This window comes from Salinispora mooreana, from assembly GCF_000379065.1.
GTDB classification, from domain to species: domain Bacteria; phylum Actinomycetota; class Actinomycetes; order Mycobacteriales; family Micromonosporaceae; genus Micromonospora; species Micromonospora mooreana.
Genome location: NZ_KB900614.1, coordinates 2,079,743 through 2,100,331, shown reverse-complemented (window position 1 = coordinate 2,100,331; position 20,589 = coordinate 2,079,743). Strand labels below are relative to the sequence as shown.

Annotated in this window: 14 protein-coding genes and 1 pseudogene; 7 read left to right on the top strand and 8 right to left on the bottom strand. The window is 69.6% G+C overall.

Going from position 1 to position 20,589, the window contains the following annotated elements:
- Positions 1 to 52 precede the first annotated feature (52 nt).
- The gene (locus SALPAC6_RS0110070; RefSeq protein WP_018253293.1) at positions 53 to 3,157 is read right to left on the bottom strand and encodes a M14 family metallopeptidase; all 3,105 of its coding nucleotides are present in this window, start codon (positions 3,155 to 3,157) and stop codon (positions 53 to 55) included.
- A gap of 153 nt (positions 3,158 to 3,310) precedes the next feature.
- Entirely contained in the window at positions 3,311 to 3,736 is a 426-nt protein-coding gene (locus tag SALPAC6_RS0110065; RefSeq protein ID WP_033666479.1) for a hypothetical protein, read from the bottom strand.
- A gap of 82 nt (positions 3,737 to 3,818) precedes the next feature.
- On the opposite strand from SALPAC6_RS0110065, the gene SALPAC6_RS0110060 reads away from it, so the two are divergent.
- Positions 3,819 to 4,376 (top strand): dihydrofolate reductase family protein, encoded by a 558-nt coding sequence (locus SALPAC6_RS0110060; protein ID WP_018253291.1) that lies wholly within the window; start codon positions 3,819 to 3,821, stop codon positions 4,374 to 4,376.
- Between the two features lie 266 nt (positions 4,377 to 4,642).
- On the opposite strand, the gene SALPAC6_RS0110055 is transcribed toward SALPAC6_RS0110060, so the two are convergent.
- The 5 genes from SALPAC6_RS0110055 to SALPAC6_RS0110035 form a co-directional block, all read right to left on the bottom strand.
- Positions 4,643 to 7,114: a Tex family protein gene (locus SALPAC6_RS0110055; protein ID WP_018253290.1), complete on the bottom strand. Its 2,472-nt coding sequence runs from the start codon at positions 7,112 to 7,114 to the stop codon at positions 4,643 to 4,645.
- Positions 7,115 to 7,219: 105 nt separating this feature from the next.
- Positions 7,220 to 8,380: an MBL fold metallo-hydrolase gene (locus SALPAC6_RS0110050; protein WP_026189502.1), complete on the bottom strand. Its 1,161-nt coding sequence runs from the start codon at positions 8,378 to 8,380 to the stop codon at positions 7,220 to 7,222.
- Positions 8,381 to 8,508: 128 nt separating this feature from the next.
- Complete coding sequence (locus SALPAC6_RS0110045) at positions 8,509 to 9,264, bottom strand: succinate dehydrogenase/fumarate reductase iron-sulfur subunit (protein ID WP_018253288.1); 756 nt, start codon at positions 9,262 to 9,264, stop codon at positions 8,509 to 8,511.
- Positions 9,261 to 11,192: a fumarate reductase/succinate dehydrogenase flavoprotein subunit gene (locus SALPAC6_RS0110040; protein ID WP_018253287.1), complete on the bottom strand. Its 1,932-nt coding sequence runs from the start codon at positions 11,190 to 11,192 to the stop codon at positions 9,261 to 9,263. The genes SALPAC6_RS0110045 and SALPAC6_RS0110040 overlap by 4 nt, the downstream gene beginning before the upstream one ends.
- A gap of 2 nt (positions 11,193 to 11,194) precedes the next feature.
- On the bottom strand, positions 11,195 to 11,878 hold the full coding sequence (locus tag SALPAC6_RS0110035) for a succinate dehydrogenase cytochrome b subunit (RefSeq protein ID WP_080636030.1): 684 nt from the start codon (positions 11,876 to 11,878) through the stop codon (positions 11,195 to 11,197).
- Between the two features lie 80 nt (positions 11,879 to 11,958).
- Between SALPAC6_RS0110035 and SALPAC6_RS0110030 the strand changes: the two genes are divergently transcribed.
- Positions 11,959 to 12,894 (top strand): LysR family transcriptional regulator, encoded by a 936-nt coding sequence (locus SALPAC6_RS0110030; protein ID WP_018253285.1) that lies wholly within the window; start codon positions 11,959 to 11,961, stop codon positions 12,892 to 12,894.
- On the opposite strand, the gene hrpA is transcribed toward SALPAC6_RS0110030, so the two are convergent.
- On the bottom strand, positions 12,891 to 16,910 hold the full coding sequence (hrpA, locus tag SALPAC6_RS0110025) for an ATP-dependent RNA helicase HrpA (protein ID WP_018253284.1): 4,020 nt from the start codon (positions 16,908 to 16,910) through the stop codon (positions 12,891 to 12,893). The genes SALPAC6_RS0110030 and hrpA overlap by 4 nt on opposite strands.
- Before the next feature lie 190 nt (positions 16,911 to 17,100).
- Between hrpA and SALPAC6_RS0110020 the strand changes: the two genes are divergently transcribed.
- From SALPAC6_RS0110020 to SALPAC6_RS0110000, 5 genes and pseudogenes are all read left to right on the top strand, one after another.
- Complete coding sequence (locus SALPAC6_RS0110020) at positions 17,101 to 17,796, top strand: type 1 glutamine amidotransferase domain-containing protein (protein ID WP_018253283.1); 696 nt, start codon at positions 17,101 to 17,103, stop codon at positions 17,794 to 17,796.
- Between the two features lies 1 nt (position 17,797).
- Entirely contained in the window at positions 17,798 to 18,370 is a 573-nt protein-coding gene (locus SALPAC6_RS0110015; RefSeq protein WP_018253282.1) for a TetR/AcrR family transcriptional regulator, read from the top strand.
- Between the two features lie 33 nt (positions 18,371 to 18,403).
- A pseudogene (locus tag SALPAC6_RS30070) lies at positions 18,404 to 18,665 on the top strand (IS701 family transposase); the annotation flags it as partial.
- A gap of 90 nt (positions 18,666 to 18,755) precedes the next feature.
- On the top strand, positions 18,756 to 19,298 hold the full coding sequence (locus SALPAC6_RS0110005; RefSeq protein WP_018253281.1) for an RNA polymerase sigma factor: 543 nt from the start codon (positions 18,756 to 18,758) through the stop codon (positions 19,296 to 19,298).
- The gene (locus SALPAC6_RS0110000) at positions 19,298 to 20,311 is read left to right on the top strand and encodes a CU044_5270 family protein (protein ID WP_223874256.1); all 1,014 of its coding nucleotides are present in this window, start codon (positions 19,298 to 19,300) and stop codon (positions 20,309 to 20,311) included. Before SALPAC6_RS0110005 ends, SALPAC6_RS0110000 begins: the two co-directional genes overlap by 1 nt.
- The last annotated feature ends 278 nt before the right edge of the window (positions 20,312 to 20,589 follow it).

The window sequence follows — 20,589 nt, the reverse complement described above, 5'->3', positions numbered from 1 at the left end:
CGCTGCCCCACGGGCGCCGGCGGCCTCCACAGACCGCCGGCGCCGCGAGCCGTCAGCGGCGATCTGCCGCGAACAGGTGGTCTATCGTCCGCCGGACCAGATCCGCCCGGGTCTCCGGAGCCAGCCCTTCCAGGCCGAAGCCGAGGTAGACGGTGTCCGCGGTGACCACCGCCGACCCCTCCGCGAAGGCCTGCTGGCTGCGCCCCCAGTTTTCCGTGGTCCCGGCCGAGCCGGGCGGCGGGCCGGCCAGCGCCCAGTCACCCAGGTCCGTCTCGAACGAGGTGTCGCTGACCGTGGTGCCGTCCACGATCACCCGGGCGTCGTCGAGGAAGACCCCCAGACCCTGGGTGCTCCAGTCCGAGATGTACGAGATCGACAGCTCGACCTCCGTACCGGTGTACCCGGAGAGGTCGACCACGAGCTCCTGCCAGCCGTTGGAGGCGCCGGTGGCGGCGTTCCAACTGCCGGTGGTGCCCGTCGGCGAACAGTCCTCGCCCTGGTACCGGGCGAGCCATGGGTGTAGCGCCTCGACCCAGCCCGACTCGCAGCTGGCCCCGGTGTCGGTGCTGGTCCGGCCGTTGGCATCCGGCAGGGTCGTCCAGCTGTCGCTGCCCACCTCGTGCGCCTCGACGATCAGGTAGTCCCAGTTCGTCTCGATGTCGTAAGAGGTGAAGAAGCGCAGCTCAGCGGCGTTGGCGCTGGTGAGGTCAACGGTCTGGGTGAGCCGCTTGTACGACTCGTTGGTCTGGCCGCTCCACAGGTACCAGTCACCGGTACGCGGGTCGAAAGGTGCACCCCCCGGCCGCTCCCAGCCGAGCGGCGCCGCGCTGTCGAACTGCGGGAACTGCTCCGGCGGCAGGAAGCCCGATGTGGTCAGGAACGATGCCGTGTGCTCCTGGTTCTCCGCCGAGCCGGGTGCGTTGAGCGCGCCGGCGAAGCCGGCGAACCGGTCGTCGGTGCCGGTCACCGGATATGGCCCGGTCTCGCCGGTGCCACCGTCACTGACGTAGGTGAAGGCCCCCAGCCAGTACTGCTGGAAGTCGTTGAGCACCGGCAGGCACGTCTCGTCGTCCGGGTCGGTGCACTCCGCCGGCCCGTTCGGCTGGTAGCCGTACAGGCCGTTGGCGGCTTGGGCGTAGAGCGCGTACTCACCGCTGATCAGGAGCCTGCCGCCCTCGTTCAGGTAGTCCCGGACGGCCAACTCGGTCTCCACCGCAGCTCGGGCGATGGTGCCCGGTACCTGTTCCGGAGAACGCGGGATGATGTCGTCACCGGTCTCCCAGAGCACCATCTGGTAGTGCGACAGCACACCCAGGTGGTGCGGGGCCTGGCGGCCCATCGTGTCAAAGTCGTACACGTCGCTGGTGCGCCCGGCCGCGGTCAGCGCGTCGGCCATCTCGTCGGCGTACTGCGCGCTGGTGGCGTCCTGTTCCGGACTCGGCCCGGTGACGTCCTCCATCGCCAGCACCAGGACGTCGCCACCGACGTCATCATGCACCTGGTAGGTGAAGCGCTCGCTGGTCACCTTCCCCGCTTGGGGCTTCTTGCCGCTGAACCAGACCTCGACCTGGTCGCCGGGTTCGGCACCCTGCACCGTGCCCCGCAGCTCGGCGTAGTAGTCGTCGTGGGTGTCGCCGTAGCGCTCACCGCCCCGCCACTCGCGGACGCTGACCGTCTTGGTCCGGCCGTCGTTGATCGTGTAATGCATCCGGACGCTGCGCAGCGCCCGTCGGGTGATCGAGGCGACCTGCTGGTTGCGGCCGTACGACGTGTCGAAGGTGTCCACCACGAAGTCCGGGGTGCTGCGGCCAACGACCGACACCGGCTCGTCCGGGTCGTGTGCCGACTGCGCCACGGCCAGGGCGAACGGCAGGTTCTTCGTCACCTCCGCGGAGATCAGTTTCTCGTCGTCGGGGAAGATGAAGCTGCTGGCGCAGTCCTCCGGTAGCCATTCGTCGTCCGGGTCGGAGGCCGCCGCGGCCTGACAGGTCGACATCTCCGGGGTGAAGCCGAGGGTGCCGTAGCGGACCGTGGCGTGGGTGTCGGTGTCGCCGTTGGTGGTGTACAGCTCGGCGGAGATGTCCGGGTCGTAGCCGGGCACGGCCGGGTTCTCGTCGTCACCGACCATCGCCTCGTAGATGATGTCGTCCGGGGTGGGGGTGGCGACCTGCCAGCCCACGCCGTAGAGCAGCAGCTGGGCGGCGGAGTGGTAGTTCACGAAGAACTCGAAGCCGACCCGTCGGAACAGCTGGTCCAGCGCCCGGGTCTCGGGCTCCGAGTGCGGGCCGGGCCCCCGGTAGGTGTTGCTGTTCGGGTCGGGGGACGAGCCTTCGTTGTCGTATCCCCACTTGTAGCCCCAGTTGCGGTTCAGGTCGACGCCGTCGGTGGTGGTGATCTGCCCGTCGCCGTCGTTGTCTCGCAGGTTCTTGCGCCAGAGCCGGTTGCCGGGTGTGAAGGTGTGGTCGTAGCCGTCCGGGTTGGCGACGGGCAGGAACCACAGCTCGGTGGTGTCCACCAGCCGGGTGATCTCTCGGTCCGTGCCGTAGTTGTCGAGGACGTGGTGCATCAGTCGCCGGGTCATCTCCGGCGTGATCCACTCTCGGGCGTGCTGCGCGCCGGCGTACAGCACCGCCGGCCGTTTGCCGTCCCGGGTCCGGTCCGCGTTCTTGGTCACCTTGACAGCGAGGATCGGTTGGCCCTGGTGGCTGCGGCCGATCGTCGTCACCTTCGTCAGGTCCGGGTAGCGGGCGGCGGTGGCGGTGATCTCGTCTCGGATGCCACCCGGCTCGCTGTAGGACCGGAATGCGGACCAGCCGGTGGCGGCCTGCTCCCGCAGCGCCTCGCTGGCCGGCTTGCCCCGTACCCGCTTGACCTCCAGCTGCACGCCCTGGCTGGCCAACCGGGCTGCCTGTCGTTTGCTGAGAACCGTCTCCACGTGGGTGTCGCCGGACCGGTCAGTCTCGCTGTGCCCGTGGTCGAGGTCGGCCCCGGCCTGCCGGAGCTTCTCCAGTTGCTGCGGGTCAAGCGTGCCGACGTACACCTCCAGACTGTCCCGGCTGCCCGGTTCGGACGCCGGTTGTGCGGTCGCCGGTGTGGTCAGCGCCAATGCGCCGACCAGGGTAGACACGCCGGCAATCGCCAGCCGTGTGCGCCTCATCGCGCCTCCTGGGATGGAAGGGCCTGTGCCGAGAGCTTTCGCCATCCGTTTACGGCTGTCAATCAAACGTCTGGGTGGCTCTTCACGATGGAGGGGGAACACCGAGGTGTGTCGCCGCCGGTGCGGCGCGCTTGCTGTGCGGCCCGTCCGAGGTCAGTCGGCGTCGCCCAGCCGTCGGCGCAGCAGTGTCCGCAGCGGCACCGACTCACCGTCGCGCCCACCCGCGCCGACGACCAGCGGCGCTGGGCTGGGCTGTGGATCTGCGCCGAGGAGCCGGGCGCGAAGGCCGCCGGGGACGACCAGGAGATGGAATCGGCCGTCCACGTCCACCGCCCGGCTCCGGGCCCGGTCCACGTACCAGCCCCGCAGCCGGGTCCGGTATCGCCCCCGGCCCCCGTGCCCGGTCGCCGTGAGCCGCTCGGGTGGTAGGCCGCGACGGCGGGCCTCGGCCACGAACTCCGCGACCAACTCGCCGGCCTCCGCCTGCTCGGCGAGTCGCCGATTCGCATCGGCCGCGGCGTGCGCCGCCACCGCCCGTCGTCGCTGCTCCCGCCAGTCCTGGCTCTCCTCCACGCCCACGTCTGTGACGCTACGCCGAGCTCGCTACACGTGCCGCTCGCCTGGGGCGGCGATGCGGTGGTGGCGGTTAGGCTAGCCGGCCATGGGACTGCTCACCTTCGGTTTCAACCTGACCCTGGATGGTTGCGTCGACCACCAGGAGGGCATTGCTGACGACGAGACGCACGCCTTCTTCACCCATCTCATGGACGCAGTCGGGGCAATGCTGTGGGGACGCGTCACCTACGAGATGTTGGAGAGCTACTGGCCGGCCGTTGCCCGCGGCGACATGGCGGCCCCGCCGGCCATGCGCGAGTGGGCGGTCAAGCTGGCGGCCAAACCCAAGTACGTGGTGTCGTCAACGCGCACGGACTTCCCGTGGACCAACAGCCATCACATCACCGGTGACCTGCGCGAGGGCGTGCAGAAGCTCAAGGACGCGACCGCTGCCGGGGTCCTCCTCGGAAGCGGCACGCTCGCGACCGAGCTCGACCGGCTGGACCTGATCGACGAGTACAGGCTGCTTGTCCATCCCAGGATCGCCGGCCACAGCCCGAGGCTGTACGAGGGCGGGCTGCCCGGCACGCGCCAGCTCGAGCTGCTCTCGGCGGAGCCATTGCGCAACGGCGTGGTGGCCATGCACTACCGCCGCCCGCGCTGAGTCACCGGAGTCCGTCGCCGCCAGCTCACCGGCAGCGTGGCGTCTGCTTCGCGCTCGCCGCGCAGCCCCGGACGGCTCCTCGAAGACAAGGATGTCTGGGGTTGTACTCACCACAGCATCGATGCGCCGCTTACGCGCCCGCCCGGCACACCCGAACGAGCGCGTAACCCCGCCACATGCGCCCGCCACCGCGCCGAGACCGGAAGGTCGAGTCGTTGCCTCAGAGGCAACTCGGCCGGTCAGGGCCCGGCGTCGCGCAGGTGCGCTCAGGCGAGACCGGCGCGGCGTAGGGCGTCCGCCATCGCATCGTTGGCCGGGGCTCCGCTCGCACGTCCCGATCGTGGCTGCCCGCCGCCGCGACCGCCCTGCCCGCCGCGACCGTGGGAGCGATCGCCCTGTCCGCCGCGACCGCCCTGTCCGCCGCGACCGCCCTGTCCGCCGCGACCGCCCTGTCCGCCGCGATCGCTGTGTCCGCCGCGGCCCTGGGAACGGCCGCCGGCTTCCCGGTCGCCGCCGCGGCCCCCCTGCTGCCCCCGCCCGCCGCGGCCGGCCTCGGTGTCGTCCAGGCGCAGGGTCAGCGAGATGCGCTTGCGCGGTACGTCCACATCGAGGACCTTGACCTTCACCACGTCACCGGACTTCACCACCTCGTGCGGGTCCCGGACGAAGGCGCGGGACATCGCCGAGACGTGCACCAGCCCATCTTGGTGTACGCCGATGTCCACGAACGCGCCGAAGGCGGCCACGTTGGTGACCACTCCTTCCAGAATCAGGCCGGGCACCAGATCGGCGATCGTCTCCACGCCCTCGGCGAAGGTGGCGGTGCGGAACTCCGGCCGCGGGTCCCGGCCGGGCTTCTCCAACTCGGCGAGGATGTCGGTGACCGTCGGCAGCCCGAAGGTGTCATCGACGAAGTCGGTGGCCCGCAGCCCACGCAGGATCGCACTCCGGCCGATCACCGCGGGTAGCTCCTGCTTGACGGCGGCGAGGATCCGCCGCACCACCGGGTACGCCTCCGGATGCACGCTGGAGGAGTCCAGTGGGTCGTCACCGCCGGGGATGCGCAGGAAGCCGGCGCACTGCTCGAACGCCTTCGGGCCGAGCCGGGGGACCTGCCGCAGGTCGCCGCGGTTCCGGAACGGCCCGTTGGCGTCTCGGTGCAGCACGATGTTCTCCGCCAGCCCGGCGCCGATGCCGGAGACCCGGTTCAGCAGCGGTGCGGAGGCGGTGTTGACATCGACCCCGACTGCGTTGACGCAGTCTTCGACGACCGCGTCGAGTGACCGGGACAAGGCCACTTCGGACAGGTCGTGCTGGTACTGCCCAACTCCGATCGAGCGTGGGTCGATCTTGACCAGCTCGGCAAGTGGGTCCTGGAGGCGGCGGGCGATCGAGACTGCTCCCCGCAGCGACACGTCCAGGCCCGGCAGCTCCTGCGCCGCGTACGCGGACGCCGAGTAGACCGAGGCCCCGGCCTCCGAGACGACGAGCTTGGTGAGGTTCAGCCGGGGGTGGCGCCGGATCAGCTCTCCGGCGAGCCGGTCGGTCTCCCGGCTCGCGGTGCCGTTACCGATCGCCACCAACTCCACCTGGTGTGCGGCGGCCAGTCGGGCGAGGGTCTCGATCGAGGCGTCCCACTGCCGACGTGGTTCGTGCGGGTAGATGGTGTCGGTGGCGACCACCTTGCCGGTGGCGTCAACGACGGCGACCTTCACCCCGGTGCGCAGGCCGGGATCCAGCCCCATCGTGGCCCGGGTGCCAGCCGGGGCGGCCAGCAGCAGGTCCCGCAGGTTCGTGGCGAAGACTCGCACGGCCTCCGCCTCGGCGGCCTGCCACAACCGCAGGCGCAGGTCCGCGCCGAGGTGGATCAGGATTCGGGTACGCCAGGCCCAGCGAACCGTGTCGCGGAGCCAGCGGTCGGCCGGCCGTCCCTGGTCACTGACCCCGAACCGGGCGGCGATGGCCGTCTCATACCGGGTCGGGGCGGTGGTCGCCGAATCCGGAGTCTCCTCCGACTCCGGTTCCATCGTCAGGTCGAGCACGCCCTCCTTCTCCCCGCGGAACATGGCGAGGACCCGGTGCGCGGGCAGCTTCGGGTACGGCTCGGCGAAGTCGAAGTAGTCGGCGAACTTGGCGCCCGTCGCCGCCTGGTCGTCGCGGACCCGGGACACCAGCCGCCCCCGTGACCACATCTGTTCGCGCAGCGTGCCGATCAGATCGGCGTCCTCGGCGAACCGTTCGACGAGGATGGCTCGGGCGCCGTCGAGCGCGGCGGCGGCGTCGGCGACGCCCAGGTCCGGGTTGACGAACCCGGCGGCCGTCGCCCGCGGCTCCTGGGCTGGCGCGGCGAGCAGGGTGTCGGCGAGGGGTTCCAAGCCGGCCTCGCGGGCGATCTGCGCGCGGGTTCGCCGCTTGGGCTTGTACGGCAGGTAGATGTCCTCCAGCCGAGACTTCGAGTCGGCGGTCATGATCTGTGCCGTCAGGGCTTCGTCGAGCTTGCCCTGGCTGCGGATCGACTCCAGGATGGCGTCCCGCCGCTGGTCCAACTCGCGTAGGTAGCGCAGTCTTTCTTCGAGGGTGCGCAGTTGGGTGTCGTCGAGCAGGCCAGTGGCCTCCTTGCGGTACCGGGCGATGAACGGCACGGTCGCGCCGCCGTCGAGGAGTTCCACGGCTGCGTGTACCTGACGCTCGGCGACGCCGAGCTCCTCGGCGATCCGCTGAGAAACAGAGAGGGTCACGATCTCGATCCGCCTTCGGGAGTGGTTTCCCGTGCATTCTGCCGGGCCACCGCAGCGGTGGTGGAGTCACCGTCCCGGTACGGCAATTCGGGCTGTCCTCTTCGTTCAGGCGACCGCCTGCCACCAGCCGTCCACCGGTGGCGGATCGTCAACCACCACCCGCTGGCCCGGCCGGGGCACCGCCAGCCGCACGTCCCGGGCCTTCGTCTCGGCCCAGAGCCGGTCCACCGGCTCCGACCAGTCGTGCACGGCGAGGTTGAAGGTCGCCCAGTGCACCGGGACGAGCAGCCCACCGCGCAGGTCGAGGTGGGCGGTGACCGCCTCCTCCGGGAACATGTGGATATCCTGCCAGGCCCGGTCATAGGCGCCGATCTGCATCAGTGTCACATCAAAAGGCCCATACCCAGCACCAATAGCAGCGTATCCCGCGAAGTATCCGGAATCACCGGTGTAGAAGACGCTGCGGTGCGCCCCGGCGATCACCCAGGAACTCCAGAGGGTGGCGTCCCGGCGCAGGCCGCGTCCGGAGAAGTGCTGGGCCGGGGTGGCGGTGAGCCGTAACCCGGCGATGTCGTGACTCTCCGACCAGTCCAGCTCCACGATTCGGTGTTCCGGAACCCCCCACCGCTGAAGGTGGGCACCGATCCCGAGCGGCACCACGAACGGTGCGTCCTGTCCTGCCGTCAGCCCCCGTACGGTCGCGAGGTCGAGGTGGTCGTAGTGGTCATGGGAGATCAGGATCGCGTCGACCGCGGGCAACTCGTCGAGGCCGACTGGTGGTGGGTGGAGCCGCTTGGGCCCGACCCGGGTCGACGGGGAGCAGCGCTGACTCCACACCGGATCAATCAGCACCCGGCGGGCCTCGATCTCGACCAGCGTGGAGGCGTGGCCGTACCAGACCACGTTCAGCTCGGGCGAGCGCGTGGCCGGCCCGGGCGCAGCCGCCGGGCGTACCAACGGCACCGGCAGCCGCGGGTGGCGCTGCTGTTTGCCGAAGAAGAGCTCGCGGAGCAGGTTCCGGTCCGTGGAGCCGGTCGTGGGACTGGCGGCGGGACGGCTGCTTGCCGGGTTTCGGAAGGCGCCAGCCCGGAACTGCGGCGAGTGGCGGGCACGCTCGGCCCGAGCACCGGTCAGCCGCCCGCCGAGGGCCAGCGGGACATCCCGTACCGCCCAGGCGAGGCCGGCCAGCACGGCCATCCCGACCGCCCCGCCCAGCCGCCGACCACCCGTCCTGCGCTGACGGCCCCGTTCTGGTGGTGCCCCCATCGCCGTCCCTCCGACTGAATGTCGCCCTAACCGCCGGCCCGGCGACTCACCGCCGGCGGCTCCGCCCCCCTCTCGTTTCCGAGAAGGGGGCTACCCGTAACGGAGGGGTTGAACCGACGGTGTCGCCGTCAGGAGCGGGCGGTGTTCTTGGCGGTGGCCGCGAGGTAATCGCGGTTGAGCCGACCGATGGTGTGCAACGGGATGCCCTTGGGGCAGACCACGGTGCACTCCCCGGCGTTGGTGCAGCCGCCGAAGCCGGCCTCGTCGTGCGCGTCCACCATGCCGACCACCCGGGTGTACCGCTCCGGCTGGCCCTGCGGCAGCAGCGAGAGTTGGGTGACCTTGGCGGCGGCGAAGAGCATGCCAGAGCCGTTCGGGCAGGCCGCGACGCAGGCGCCGCAACCGATGCAGGCGGCCGACTCGAAGGCGGCGTCCGCGTCGGCCTTCGCCACCGGCGCCGCGTGCGCCTCGGGCGCACTGCCGGTCGGAACGGTGACGAAGCCGCCCCCCGCGATGATCTGGTCGAAGGCGTTGCGGTTGACCACCAGGTCCTTGACGACCGGGAACGCCCGGGCCCGCCACGGCTCGATGTCGATCGTGTCGCCGTCGGTGAACTGCCGCATGTGCAGCTGGCAGGCAGTGGTGCCGCGCTGCGGCCCGTGCGCGTTGCCGTTGATCATCATGCCGCACATGCCGCAGATGCCCTCGCGGCAGTCGTGGTCGAACGCCACCGGCTCCTCACCGGCGAGGGTCAGCCGCTCGTTGAGCACGTCGAGCATCTCCAGGAACGACATGTCCGGAGAGATATCCTCGACCTGGTAGGTCACCATCCGACCCTTGGTCTCGGGGCCCGTTTGGCGCCAGATGCGTAGGGTCAGGTTCACTTGTAACTCCGCTGCGTGGGGTGGACGTACTCGAACGTGAGGTCTTCCTTGTGTAGCACCGGCTGCTCGGTGCCGTACTCCCAGGCCGCCACGTACGCGAACCGCTCGTCGTCGCGCTGGGCCTCACCGTCTGGGCTCTGGTGCTCGGCGCGGAAGTGGCCGCCGCAGGACTCCTCACGGTGTAGGGCGTCGATACACATCAACTCGGCCAGCTCGAAGAAGTCGGCGACCCGGCCCGCCTTCTCCAGTGACTGGTTGAGTCCGTCGGCGTCACCGACGATCCGGACCCGCTGCCAGAACTCCTCCCGCAGCGCCCGGATCTCGTCAACCGCCTTGCGCAGACCGGCGGCGGAGCGCTCCATGCCGCAGTGCTCCCACATGATCTGGCCCAACTCCCGGTGGAACGAGTCCACGGTCCGGTCGCCGTCCACGGAGAGGAGCCGGTGGATCCGCTCCTCGACGGTGCGCCGGGCCTCGACCGCCGCCGGGTGGCTCGGTTCGAGCTTCTCGAACGGGCCGGCCGCGAGGTAGTTGGCGATGGTGTTCGGCAGCACGAAGTAGCCGTCGGCGAGCCCCTGCATGAGCGCGGAGGCGCCCAGTCGGTTCGCGCCGTGGTCGGAGAAGTTCGCCTCGCCGATCACGAAGAGGCCGGGGATGGTTGCCTGGAGGTCGTAGTCGACCCAGAGTCCGCCCATCGTGTAGTGCACGGCCGGGTAGATCCGCATCGGAACCTCGTACGGGTCCTCGCCGGTGATCCGCTCGTACATCTCGAAGAGGTTGCCGTACTTGGCCTCGATGGACGTGCGGCCCAGTCGCTGGATCGCGTCGGCGAAGTCCAGGTAGACACCGAGCCGGGTCGGGCCGACGCCGCGCCCCTCGTCGCAGACGTTCTTCGCGGCGCGGGAGGCGATGTCCCGGGGCACCAGATTGCCGAACGAGGGGTAGATCCGCTCCAGGTAGTAGTCCCGCTCGTTCTCGGGGATCTCGCGGGGATCACGTTCGTCGCCCTCGGCCTTGGGCACCCACACCCGGCCGTCGTTACGCAGCGACTCGCTCATCAGCGTCAGCTTCGACTGATGGTCGCCGGAGACCGGAATACAGGTCGGGTGGATCTGCGTGTAGCAGGGGTTGGCGAAGTACGCCCCCTGGCGGTGCGCCCGCCAGGTGGCGGTGACGTTGCAACCCTTGGCGTTGGTGGAGAGGTAGAAGACGTTGCCGTAGCCGCCGGAGGCGAGCACGACCGCGTCGGCGAACTCGGTGGTGATCTCGCCGGTGACCAGGTCCCGGACGACGATCCCCCGGGCCCGGCCGTCAACGACGATCAGCTCCAGCATCTCGTGCCGGGTGTTCATCTCCACGTTGCCGAGGCCGACCTGACGTTCCAGCGCCTGGTACGCCCCGAGCAGTAGCTGCTGGCCCGTCTGGCCCCGGGCGTAGAAGGTGCGCTGTACCTGCGCGCCGCCGAAGGAGCGGGTGTCGAGCAGGCCGCCGTACTCGCGGGCGAACGGAACGCCCTGGGCGACGCACTGGTCGATGATGTTGACCGACACCTCGGCCAGTCGGTGCACGTTCGACTCCCGGGAGCGGAAGTCGCCGCCCTTGACCGTGTCGTAGAAGAGGCGGTGCACCGAGTCGCCGTCGTTGCGGTAGTTCTTCGCCGCGTTGATGCCGCCCTGCGCGGCGATCGAGTGGGCCCGGCGCGGGCTGTCCTGGTAGCAGTAGGAGCGGACCCGGTAGCCCTGCTCGGCGAGGGTGGCGGCGGCCGAACCGCCGGCCAGGCCGGTGCCGACGACGATCACCGTCAGCTTGCGACGGTTGGCGGGGTTGACCAGCTTGGCGGTGAACCGGCGACTGTCCCAGCGGCCCTCGATCGGTCCGTCCGGGGCCCGGGTGTCGGTGACCGGGTTACCTTCGGTGTAGAGATCCATGGTCAACGCACCAATCCGAGGAGTACGGCGAACGGGACCACCAGGTAGCCGACGCTGAGCGCGACCGCGAAGACCAGCGCGAGGCCCCGGGCGCGTCGTTCGCCCTGCGGCGTCTGCTGACCGAGGCTGCGGAGTGCGCTGTAGGCGCCGTGCCGCAGGTGGAAGCCGAGAGCGACGACCGCGAGCGTGTAGAACAGCGTCACGTACCAGCGTTCCGGGGCGAAGTCGGCGACCACGTTGGCCTGCGGCCGGGTCGGGTCGCCGATCGGGTTCAGGTGCCCGGTGGTCAGGTCCAGGATGTGGTAGATCACGAAGAGAGCGATGATCACGCCACCCCAGCGCATGGTGCGGGCGGCGTAGCTGCCCTGGACCTTCTTGCGATGGGCGTACCGGACCGGGCGGGCGGAGCGAGCGCGCAGCGCCAGCATGGTCGCGGCCCAGATGTGGGCGGCCAGCGCGACCAGGAGCGCGCCCCGCTGCAACCACAGGTACCAGCCGTAGGGGAGCAGCGGTGTGCCGAGATCACGCAGCCAGTGCGCGTAGTGGTTGAAATCCTCGGCGCCGGTGAAGATCTTCAGGTTGCCGAGCATGTGTGCGACGAGGAACAGCACCAAGACAAGGCCCGTCACCGCCATGACGGCTTTGAGGCCGACAGTGGAGCGGATGGGTGACCGAGTTCGTGACATGACTACCACACGGCTGACGCTAAGAGCAGTCAGATCAGTCGTCCAATGCATGGACTCCGTAGTCTTCATAGCCATAGGCTATGAAGATGCAACTCCATCAGCTTCGGTACTTTGCGGCGGTCGCAGAAGTACGACATTTCACCCAAGCAGCCGACCTCGTCGGCATAACGCAGCCCTCGTTGAGTAAGCAAATTCACGCTCTGGAGACGGAGCTCGGCACCCCGCTCTTCGAGCGGGTAAGGGGAAAGATCGCGCTCACCGCCGCGGGCGAGGTGCTGCTGCCGTTCGCCAAACGGATCCTCACCGATGTGGAGGTCGCCACCCGGGAGGTACAGGAGCTGGTCGGCCTGCGGCGGGGGCGGGTCCGCCTCGGTGCGACCCCCAGCCTGGCCACCTCGCTGGCCCCACCCGTGCTGCGCCGCTTCCGCGACGCTCACCCCACCGTTGACCTGTGGGTCGAGGAGGGCGGCTCCCAGGATCTGGTCCGGCACCTGCTCCGCGGCGACCTGGACCTGGCGTTGATCATCGCGCCGGCCCAGGGGGCCGACCCCGGACTACGCACCGACGCGATCCTCACCGAGAGCCTGGTGGTCGCCAGCGTCGGGCCCCTGCCGGACTTCCCGTCGACGTACCCGATGCACGTCGCCGACCTGCGCGGCCACCCGCTGGTGATGTTCCGGGAGGGGTACGACCTGCGGGACGCCACCCTGCAGGCGTGCCGGGAGGCCGGCTTCGAGCCCTGGATCTCGGTGGACGGCGGGGAGATGGACTCCGTGCTCAGCTTCGTCGCGGCTGGGCTGGGGGTCGCCCTGGTGCCCGGCAGCGTCGTCGGCAGCCGGCCCGGAATCCACGTCACCCGACTCGCCGCGCCCGGCGTTCGCCGGACCATCGCGGTCGCTCGCCGCCGAGATGTCGTCCCCACCCATGCCGGCCGGGAGCTGCGGCGCATCCTGCTCGAGTACGTTGACGACGCAATCGCCACCGCCGCCCTGCCATCCGGTCTCGAACCCCGCTAGGCCACCTCGGCGGCGTCCATGGCCTTGTATATGCGCTGTTCGCTGACCGGGTACGGGGTCCCCAGCGCCTGGGCGAAGACGTTCACCCGCAGCTCCTCGATCATCCACCGGATCTGCCGGACGGCCGCCGTCCGCTGCTTCGCGGGCGGCAGCGCGGCGAGGAGGTCCGCGTACTCCCGCTGCACGACGGCGATCCGGTCCTGCTGCTGCTTGTCCCGGGCCGGGTTGCCGGGGAGCCGGTCCAACCGGCGCTCGATCGCGGTCAGGTAGCGCCGTAGATCGGATAGGCGGGCGTAGCCGGCCTCGGTGATGAAGCCCGGGTGGATCAGGCCGGTGAGCTGGCTGCGGACATCGGCGAGCGCGGCCACCACCGCCAGGTTTCGGGTCGCGCCGAGGCGTTGCTCGATCGCGTGGCCGGCGGCGAGTACCCCGCGGGCCCGCTCCATCACCTCGACGACGGTCTCCACCAGACCGGCGCGGACCGTACCGCGCAGCGCGGCGAAACCGTCGGCGTCCCAGGCCGGGCCGCCCGCGTCGGCGATCAGTTTGTCGAGTGCCGCACCGGCCGCGTCCTCGATCAGCGCCGGCACGCCGCCGTGCGGATTGCGGCTGAGCGCCAGCTTCGCCTCGTTGGAGAGCCGCCCCTGGAGAAACGTCGCCGGAGACGGCGCGGCCAGCCGGAGCAGGCGTCGGGTCCCCGCCCAGTGCGCGGCCTCCTGCTCGGCGGGGGAGTCGAAGACCCGTACCCCGACCGTGACGCCCTCGTCCACCAGCGCCGGGTACGCGGTGACGGCGTACCCGGCCCGGACCTGCTCGACGGTGCGGGGCAGGCCGCCGATCTCCCAGTCGGTCAGCCCGGTGCGGGCCACATCCGGCGCGGCGGCGGCCACCACCTGGCGTACCTCCGCGGTCAGCTGGCGTTGCAACGCCGGCAGGTCCTTGCTCTCGGCGACCGGGCGGTCGTCCTCGCCGAGTACCCGGAAGGTGACGCGCAGGTGCGACGGTAGCTTCCCCGGATCCCAGGCGTCCCGGGGGACGGTGACCCCGGTCATCCGGCGTAGCTGCCGGGTGAGGGCGTCCAGCAGGTCCTCCTCGCCGGCTGGTAGCTCGGCGAGCACGGCTCGGGCGTAGTCGGGCACCGGGACGAAGTTGCGCCGGACCGCCTTGGGCAGTGTGCGGATCAGCGCGATGACCAGCTCCTCGCGGAGCCCCGGCACCTGCCACTGGAAGCTCTCCGCCGGCACCTGGTTGAGCAGCGGCAGTGGGATGTCCACCGTGACGCCGTCGCTGGACGTGCCGGGGTCGAAGCGGTAGGTCAGCGGCAGGCGCACCCCTTCGGTTCGCCACTCGTCGGGGAAACCCTCCCCGTCCACGCCACCGCGACCGGCGTTGACCAACAGTTCCCGGGTGAAGGTCAGCAGGTCCGGTCGCTGCCGGCGCTCCCGCTTCCACCAGGCGTCGAAGTGCCGACCGGAGACCACCTCGGCCGGGATCCGCTCGTCGTAGAACTGGAAGATCGTCTCGTCGTCGACCAGGATGTCCCGCCGTCGGACCCGGTTCTCCAGCTCGGTCACCTCGTCGAGTAGCCGCTGGTTGTCCCGCCAGAACTGGTGGTGGGTCTGCCAGTCCCCCTCGACCAGCGCGTGCCGGATGAACAGCTCCCGGCTGACCACCGGGTCGATCCGGCCGAAATTGACCTTGCGGGAGGTGACGATCGGGACGCCGTACAGCGTCACCTTCTCGACGGCCATGACCGCCGCCTGCCGCTTCTCCCAGTGCGGCTCGCTGTAACTGCGCTTCACCAGGTGCTGGGCGAGGGGCTCGACCCACTCCGGCTCGATCCGACCGTTCACCCGGCCCCAGAGCCGGCTGGTCTCCACCAGCTCGGCGGCCATCACCCAGCGCGGCGGCTTCTTGGCCAGGGCGGAGCCGGGGAAGAGCCCGAACTTCGCCCCCCGCGCACCCAGATACTCGTACCGCTGGGTGTCCTTCAGGCCGACGTGGGAGAGGAGGCCGGCGAGCAGGGACTGGTGCACCTTCGGAGTGTCGATCTCCGCCGGCAGGTCCGCCCCGCCGCCGCGTCGCCCGCCGCCCTCGGCGGCCGGCTCGCCCCGCCGCCGGCTCCGCTCCGGGGTCCGCAGCACCTGCCGGAGCTGGCTCACGATGTCCTGCCACTCCCGTACCCGCAGGTAGTTCAGGTACTCCGACCGGCACATCCGTCGGAATCCACTGGACGACCGGGCCCGCTGCTGCTCGCGCAGGTAGCGCCACAGGTTGAGGTACGCCACGAAGTCCGACTCCGGGTCGGCGAAGCGGGCGTGTGCCTGGTCGGCCTGGGCCTGCTTGTCGACCGGCCGTTCGCGGGGGTCCTGGATCGACAGCGCCGCCGCGATCACGACCACCTCGGTGGCGCAGCCGTTGCGCTCCCCCTCGAGCACCATCCGGGCCAGCCGGGGGTCGACCGGTAGCTGGGCGAGCCGTCGGCCGAGCGGGGTGAGCCGTTGTGCCGGGTCGGTCTCGGTCGGGTTCAGCGCGCCCAGCTCGTGCAGCAGGTTGACGCCGTCGGTGATGGTGCGCCGGTCCGGTGGGTCGATGAAGGGGAACGCGGCGATGTCGCCGAGCCCGATCGCGGTCATCTGGAGGATGACCGAGGCGAGGTTGGTCCGCAGGATCTCCGGGTCGGTGAACTCGGTTCGGGACTGGAAGTCCGGCTCGTCGTAGAGGCGGATGCAGATGCCGTCCGAGGTACGCCCGCACCGGCCCTTGCGCTGGTTGGCCGAGGCCTGCGAGACCGGCTCGATGGGCAGCCGCTGCACCTTGAGCCGGTTCGAGTAGCGGGAGATACGCGCCGTGCCGGGGTCCACCACGTATCGGATGCCGGGCACGGTGAGTGACGTCTCTGCGACGTTGGTGGCCAGCACCACCCGTCGGCCGGTGTGCGGGGCGAAGACGCGGTGTTGCTCGGCGGTGCTCAGGCGGGCGTACAGCGGCAGGATCTCGGTGTTGCGCAGTGCCGGTCGGTGCGCGACGAGTTTGCCGAGCGCGTCGGCGGTGTCCCGGATCTCCCGTTCACCGGAGAGAAAGACCAAGATGTCGCCCGAGCCTTCGGCGGCCAGCTCCTGCACCGCGTCCCCGATGGCCTGGACCTGGTCGCGAACCTGTTCCTCGTCGGTGTCGTCCTCGTCCTCGCCCACCTCGACCAGCGGTCGGTACCGCACCTCGACCGGGTAGGTCCGCCCCGATACCTCGACGACCGGCGCCGGGTTGCCGTCGGCGTCGACGAAGTGCCGCGCGAACCGATCGGTCTCGATGGTGGCCGAGGTGATGATCACCTTGAGGTCCCGGCGGCGGGGGAGAAGCTGCCGTAGGTAGCCGAGGATGAAGTCGATGTTCAGGCTTCGCTCGTGCGCCTCGTCAACGATGATCGTGTCGTACTGGCGAAGCATCCGGTCGTGCTGTAGCTCGGCGAGCAGGATGCCGTCGGTCATCAACTTGACCAGGCTTCGGTCGCTGACCTGGTCGGCGAAGCGCACCTGGTAGCCGACCACGTCCCCCAGTTCGGTGCCGAGCTCTTCGGCGATGCGGTCGGCCACCGTCCGGGCGGCGAGCCGACGGGGCTGGGTGTGCCCGATCAGCCCGTGGACGCCGCGGCCCAGCTCCAGGCAGATCTTGGGTAGCTGGGTGGTCTTGCCGGAGCCGGTCTCGCCGGCGACGATCACGACCTGGTGGTCGCGGATCGCCGCGGCGATCTCGTCCCGGCGCTCGCTCACCGGCAGCAGCGCCGGATAGGTGATCTTGGGTGCGGCGGCCTGGCGGCTCGCCAGCCGGGTCTCGGCCCGGACCACGTCCGTCGTGATCTCGGCCAGCGCCGTTTCCCGACGTTGCGGGTCGGGTATCCGGCGTGCGCCGTCCAGCCGCCGTCGAAGACGGTGCTGGTCACGGAGCATCAGCGGGCGTAGCCGGCGGTGCAGCTCGCGGGTGGGGTCGGGCGGGGTGGAGGCGACTTCGTTCTGCATGTCGCCGCCAAGGATAGGCAGCCGGGTGATCCTTTGCCCGGAGATATCTCCGCTGGGCCGCTGCTGCCCGGCATCGCCGCAGCGTCAGCACGACAAAATCGAACTGTCATTTTGCATACAGAACGTCAGCTTGTACGGTAGGTCGTGAGGCGGACTGCTGGGGCCCGCCCGGCTACGGAGGGCTCGATCAATGGCAAAGATCCTGTTTGTGGTGACCGGCGCCGACCACTGGGAGCTCGCTGACGGCACCCGGCATCCCACCGGTGTCTGGGCCGAGGAGATCGTGGTTCCGCACGAGATGTTGACCAGCGCCGGCCACGAGGTCGTGGTCGCCACCCCGGGTGGGGTGGTGCCGCGGGTGGACCGGAGCAGCCTGCTGCCGGAGTTCACCGGTGGTCCGGCGGGGGCGGTCCGGATGACCGAGGCCGTGGAGGGCCTTGCGGGCCTGCGCAAGCCGATCCGCCTGGCGGAGGTCAACCTCGACGACTACCAGGCTGTCTTCTACCCGGGTGGTCACGGGCCGATGGAGGACCTGGCTGTCGACCAGGACTCTGGTCGGCTGCTGGTGGCCGCCCTGCAGGCGCAGAAGCCGCTCGGCATCGTCTGCCACGGTCCGGCGGCGCTGCTCGCCGCGGAGACCGCCGATGGCGGCAACGCCTTCGCCGGACGTCGGGTGGCGGCCTTCACCAACGTGGAGGAGGCCCAGGCCGGCTTGGCCGACAAGGCCAAGTGGCTGCTCCAGGACCGACTGACCGAGATCGGCGTGCAGGTCCAGGAAGGCGAGGCGTGGGCGCCGAACGTGGTCCTCGACGGCAACCTGATCACCGGGCAGAACCCGGCCTCCTCCGAGCAGGTCGCCACGGAGCTGCTGGCTAAACTGAGCTGACATGGACAGTGGCCGGCTCTCCGACGTCCTCGACGCCACCTACATCTGCCTGACCAGATATGGCGTACGGCGGACGACGATGGATGACATCGCCGCCGCGATGGGCGTCTCCCGGTCCGCCGTCTACCAGTACGTTCGGGGCAAGGACGACGCGTTCCGGCAGCTCGCCGGGCGCCTGCACACCCAGGCGTTGGCCAGTGCCCGGCAGGCCGCCGGCCAGGACGCCCCCTATGCCCAGCGCATTCGGGGCGTCCTGGCCGCCAAGCTTGACCTGTCCCTGCACCTGATCGGGGACTCGCCGCACACCGCTGAACTCATGGACAGCAAGGCCCGGCTGTTCGGTGAGATCTGCACCGAGTTCACCGCGGAGCTGCGGAAGCTGTTGGCGGGTCTCTTCACCGAGGCGGGCGCGGCGGACGCGGACGCGGCAGCCGAGATCTGCGTGGCCCTGGTCTCCGGCCTGGAGACGGCCCCGGACGGTCAGCGTCTGCTGGGGCGTGCCGTGGGCGCGCTCGTCCCCGGTTTGTTGCACCCGGCCGAGCAGGTCGGTCACGTCAGTAGCACCACTGGTTAGGCGCACCCCGTTGGCCCCGTCGCCCGGGACAACGACGGCCTCCTGCCCGAGCGGTGGCTGATCACCCAATGGCCGACGATCAAGCCGAACCGGTCAAGTACCGGCCGTCCAGCCTGCCCGCCATGAACAGCCGTACCGACCTGGTCCGCTAGGGCGAGATCCGCTGGCGGATCGAACACGACTACCGCGAACTGAAGACCGGCCTCGGCCTGGACCACTTGAAGGCCGCTTCTTCACCGGCTGGCACCGCCACGTCACCCTGGTCACGCCACCAAACCTAACAAAGCACTACTAGTGGTGACCAAACCAAACGGTCAGTGCCTTACCTGTAATCCTTGCGCGTCTCATGCCACGAGTAGTTAGTGAGACTGAGGAGGTCGGTTGGGTGGACGTTGATCAGGACGAGCACGCCGCTTTCGCGCGGGTGTACTCGGCGAACTATCCCTTGGTGCTGCGCTACTGCTATCGGCGCATCGGTGACATGGAGTCCGCGCGGGAGTTGGCGCAGGAGACATTTTTCGTGGCATGGCGTCGGCATCGGGACGCACCGGAGTCGGTGCTGCCCTGGCTGTACGGGATCGCCCGTCGAGTCTTGGCTGATCATTGGCGTGCGCGGCGGGTTCGGCCGGTCACCGTACCGATGGCCGAGAGCGTCGATGTGGTGGACGACGGGGGTTTTGCGGCTGTCACCTTGGCACAGGACTTGCGGCGAGCGTTCGCCGGGCTGTCGGAGTCCGACCGTGAGGTGCTGCGTCTGGTGACGTGGGAGGAACTTGATCTCTCGGCGGCAGCTCAGGTCTTGGGGTGCAGTAGAACCGCGGTGGCGGTTCGGGTGTTCCGGGCTCGGCGGCGGCTGGCTCGGCTATTGGACAACCCGCCGGCGGTGCCGGCGCAAAGGGTTTCGGCAACAGTGCGGGAAGGCGTGTGATGAAGATCAATAGGGGTGTGCTTAAGCAGCTTGATCCGGCGCGGGAAGTCGATGACTGGCCAGCAGCAGCACCTGTCACCTGGTCAACTGTGGTGGGTGGCTCGTCGCCGGCTTCCGTTCGGCCGCGGTGGACGCGTCGGGCGGTGTTGGGTGCGGTGACCGCGGGGGCCGCAGTGGTTGCCGGAGCCATGGTCGTGCAAGTCGCTGGCCCGGACCAACCGGTGTTCGCCGCGACTCCCCCACCGCTTCACCTGCAGTATGACAAGGACGCGCCGGGGGCCCGCGAGGCCCTGTTGAAGCTGGCTTCCGTCGTGGAGGCGGAGGCGGCCGGTGATGAGCTGCGAAGCGGGCGGTTCAGCTTCGTGCGCGTCGGGCAGTGGTCGCTGGACCTGTCGTCCTCGGCCGAGGAGGGCACCACGGTGGCGGTGGCGCCGCAGGTGATCTCGACCTGGCGTGCTATGGACGGTTCCGGCAAGGTGGCTACCACCACCCTGCGCAGCTCCGATGTCGGAGCGGAGCCGGATGCACCGGGACTGGTGGCGGCGGCAGCGCGGGGTGACACCCAGGTCCGTACCTACGATGCTGGGCAACTAGCGGCGGTTGTTCCTGATCCGATTCCACACGATGTCGATGCTCTCTCCAGGGCGCTGTATGCCCATCAACCGCGGGAAAACGGTGCTGAGTCAGCGGTGCGAGCGATCGCGGATCTCTACCGCACGGCGGCGGTCGACCGGGATGTACGGATTGCGGCGTTGAGGTTCCTTGCCCAATCAGACGGAGTGCTTCTTCGCGGTGAGGTCACCGACCGACTCGGTCGCCATGGCCTCGCCGTGAGTGTGGACTCGAACAGGGACGGCACCCGTGACCTACTGGTCTTCGATCAGCGAACTGGTGGGCTCCTAGCCTATGAATCCGTATTGCTGAGACAACCCGAGAAACTGCCGGTGCAGGTGCCGGCGGTCTTCGCCTACGTGCTCTACCTGGAACAGGATCGGCGGTCCAATACGGCCTGATTCCAGAAAGCAAGGTGCGGTACCCCCATGTGGTGCCCCACCTTGCTTCTGACTCAATCGCTAGTTGAGGCTGACCGTGGCCACTGCGATCACTCTAATCTGGCAGTAGCGGCGGATTTGGTCGATAAGGAGTAACAGTACTTCGCGGACCTTCTATTTCCACAAGGAGTAGGTGATGGTCGTCAGATTTCGCTCCTCCTCGATAGCCTGCGGCACAGGCGGAGGGTTCGGCTGCTCGCGTCGGCGATGCCACGCCGATCGCCAGCGTCAGGCTGGCC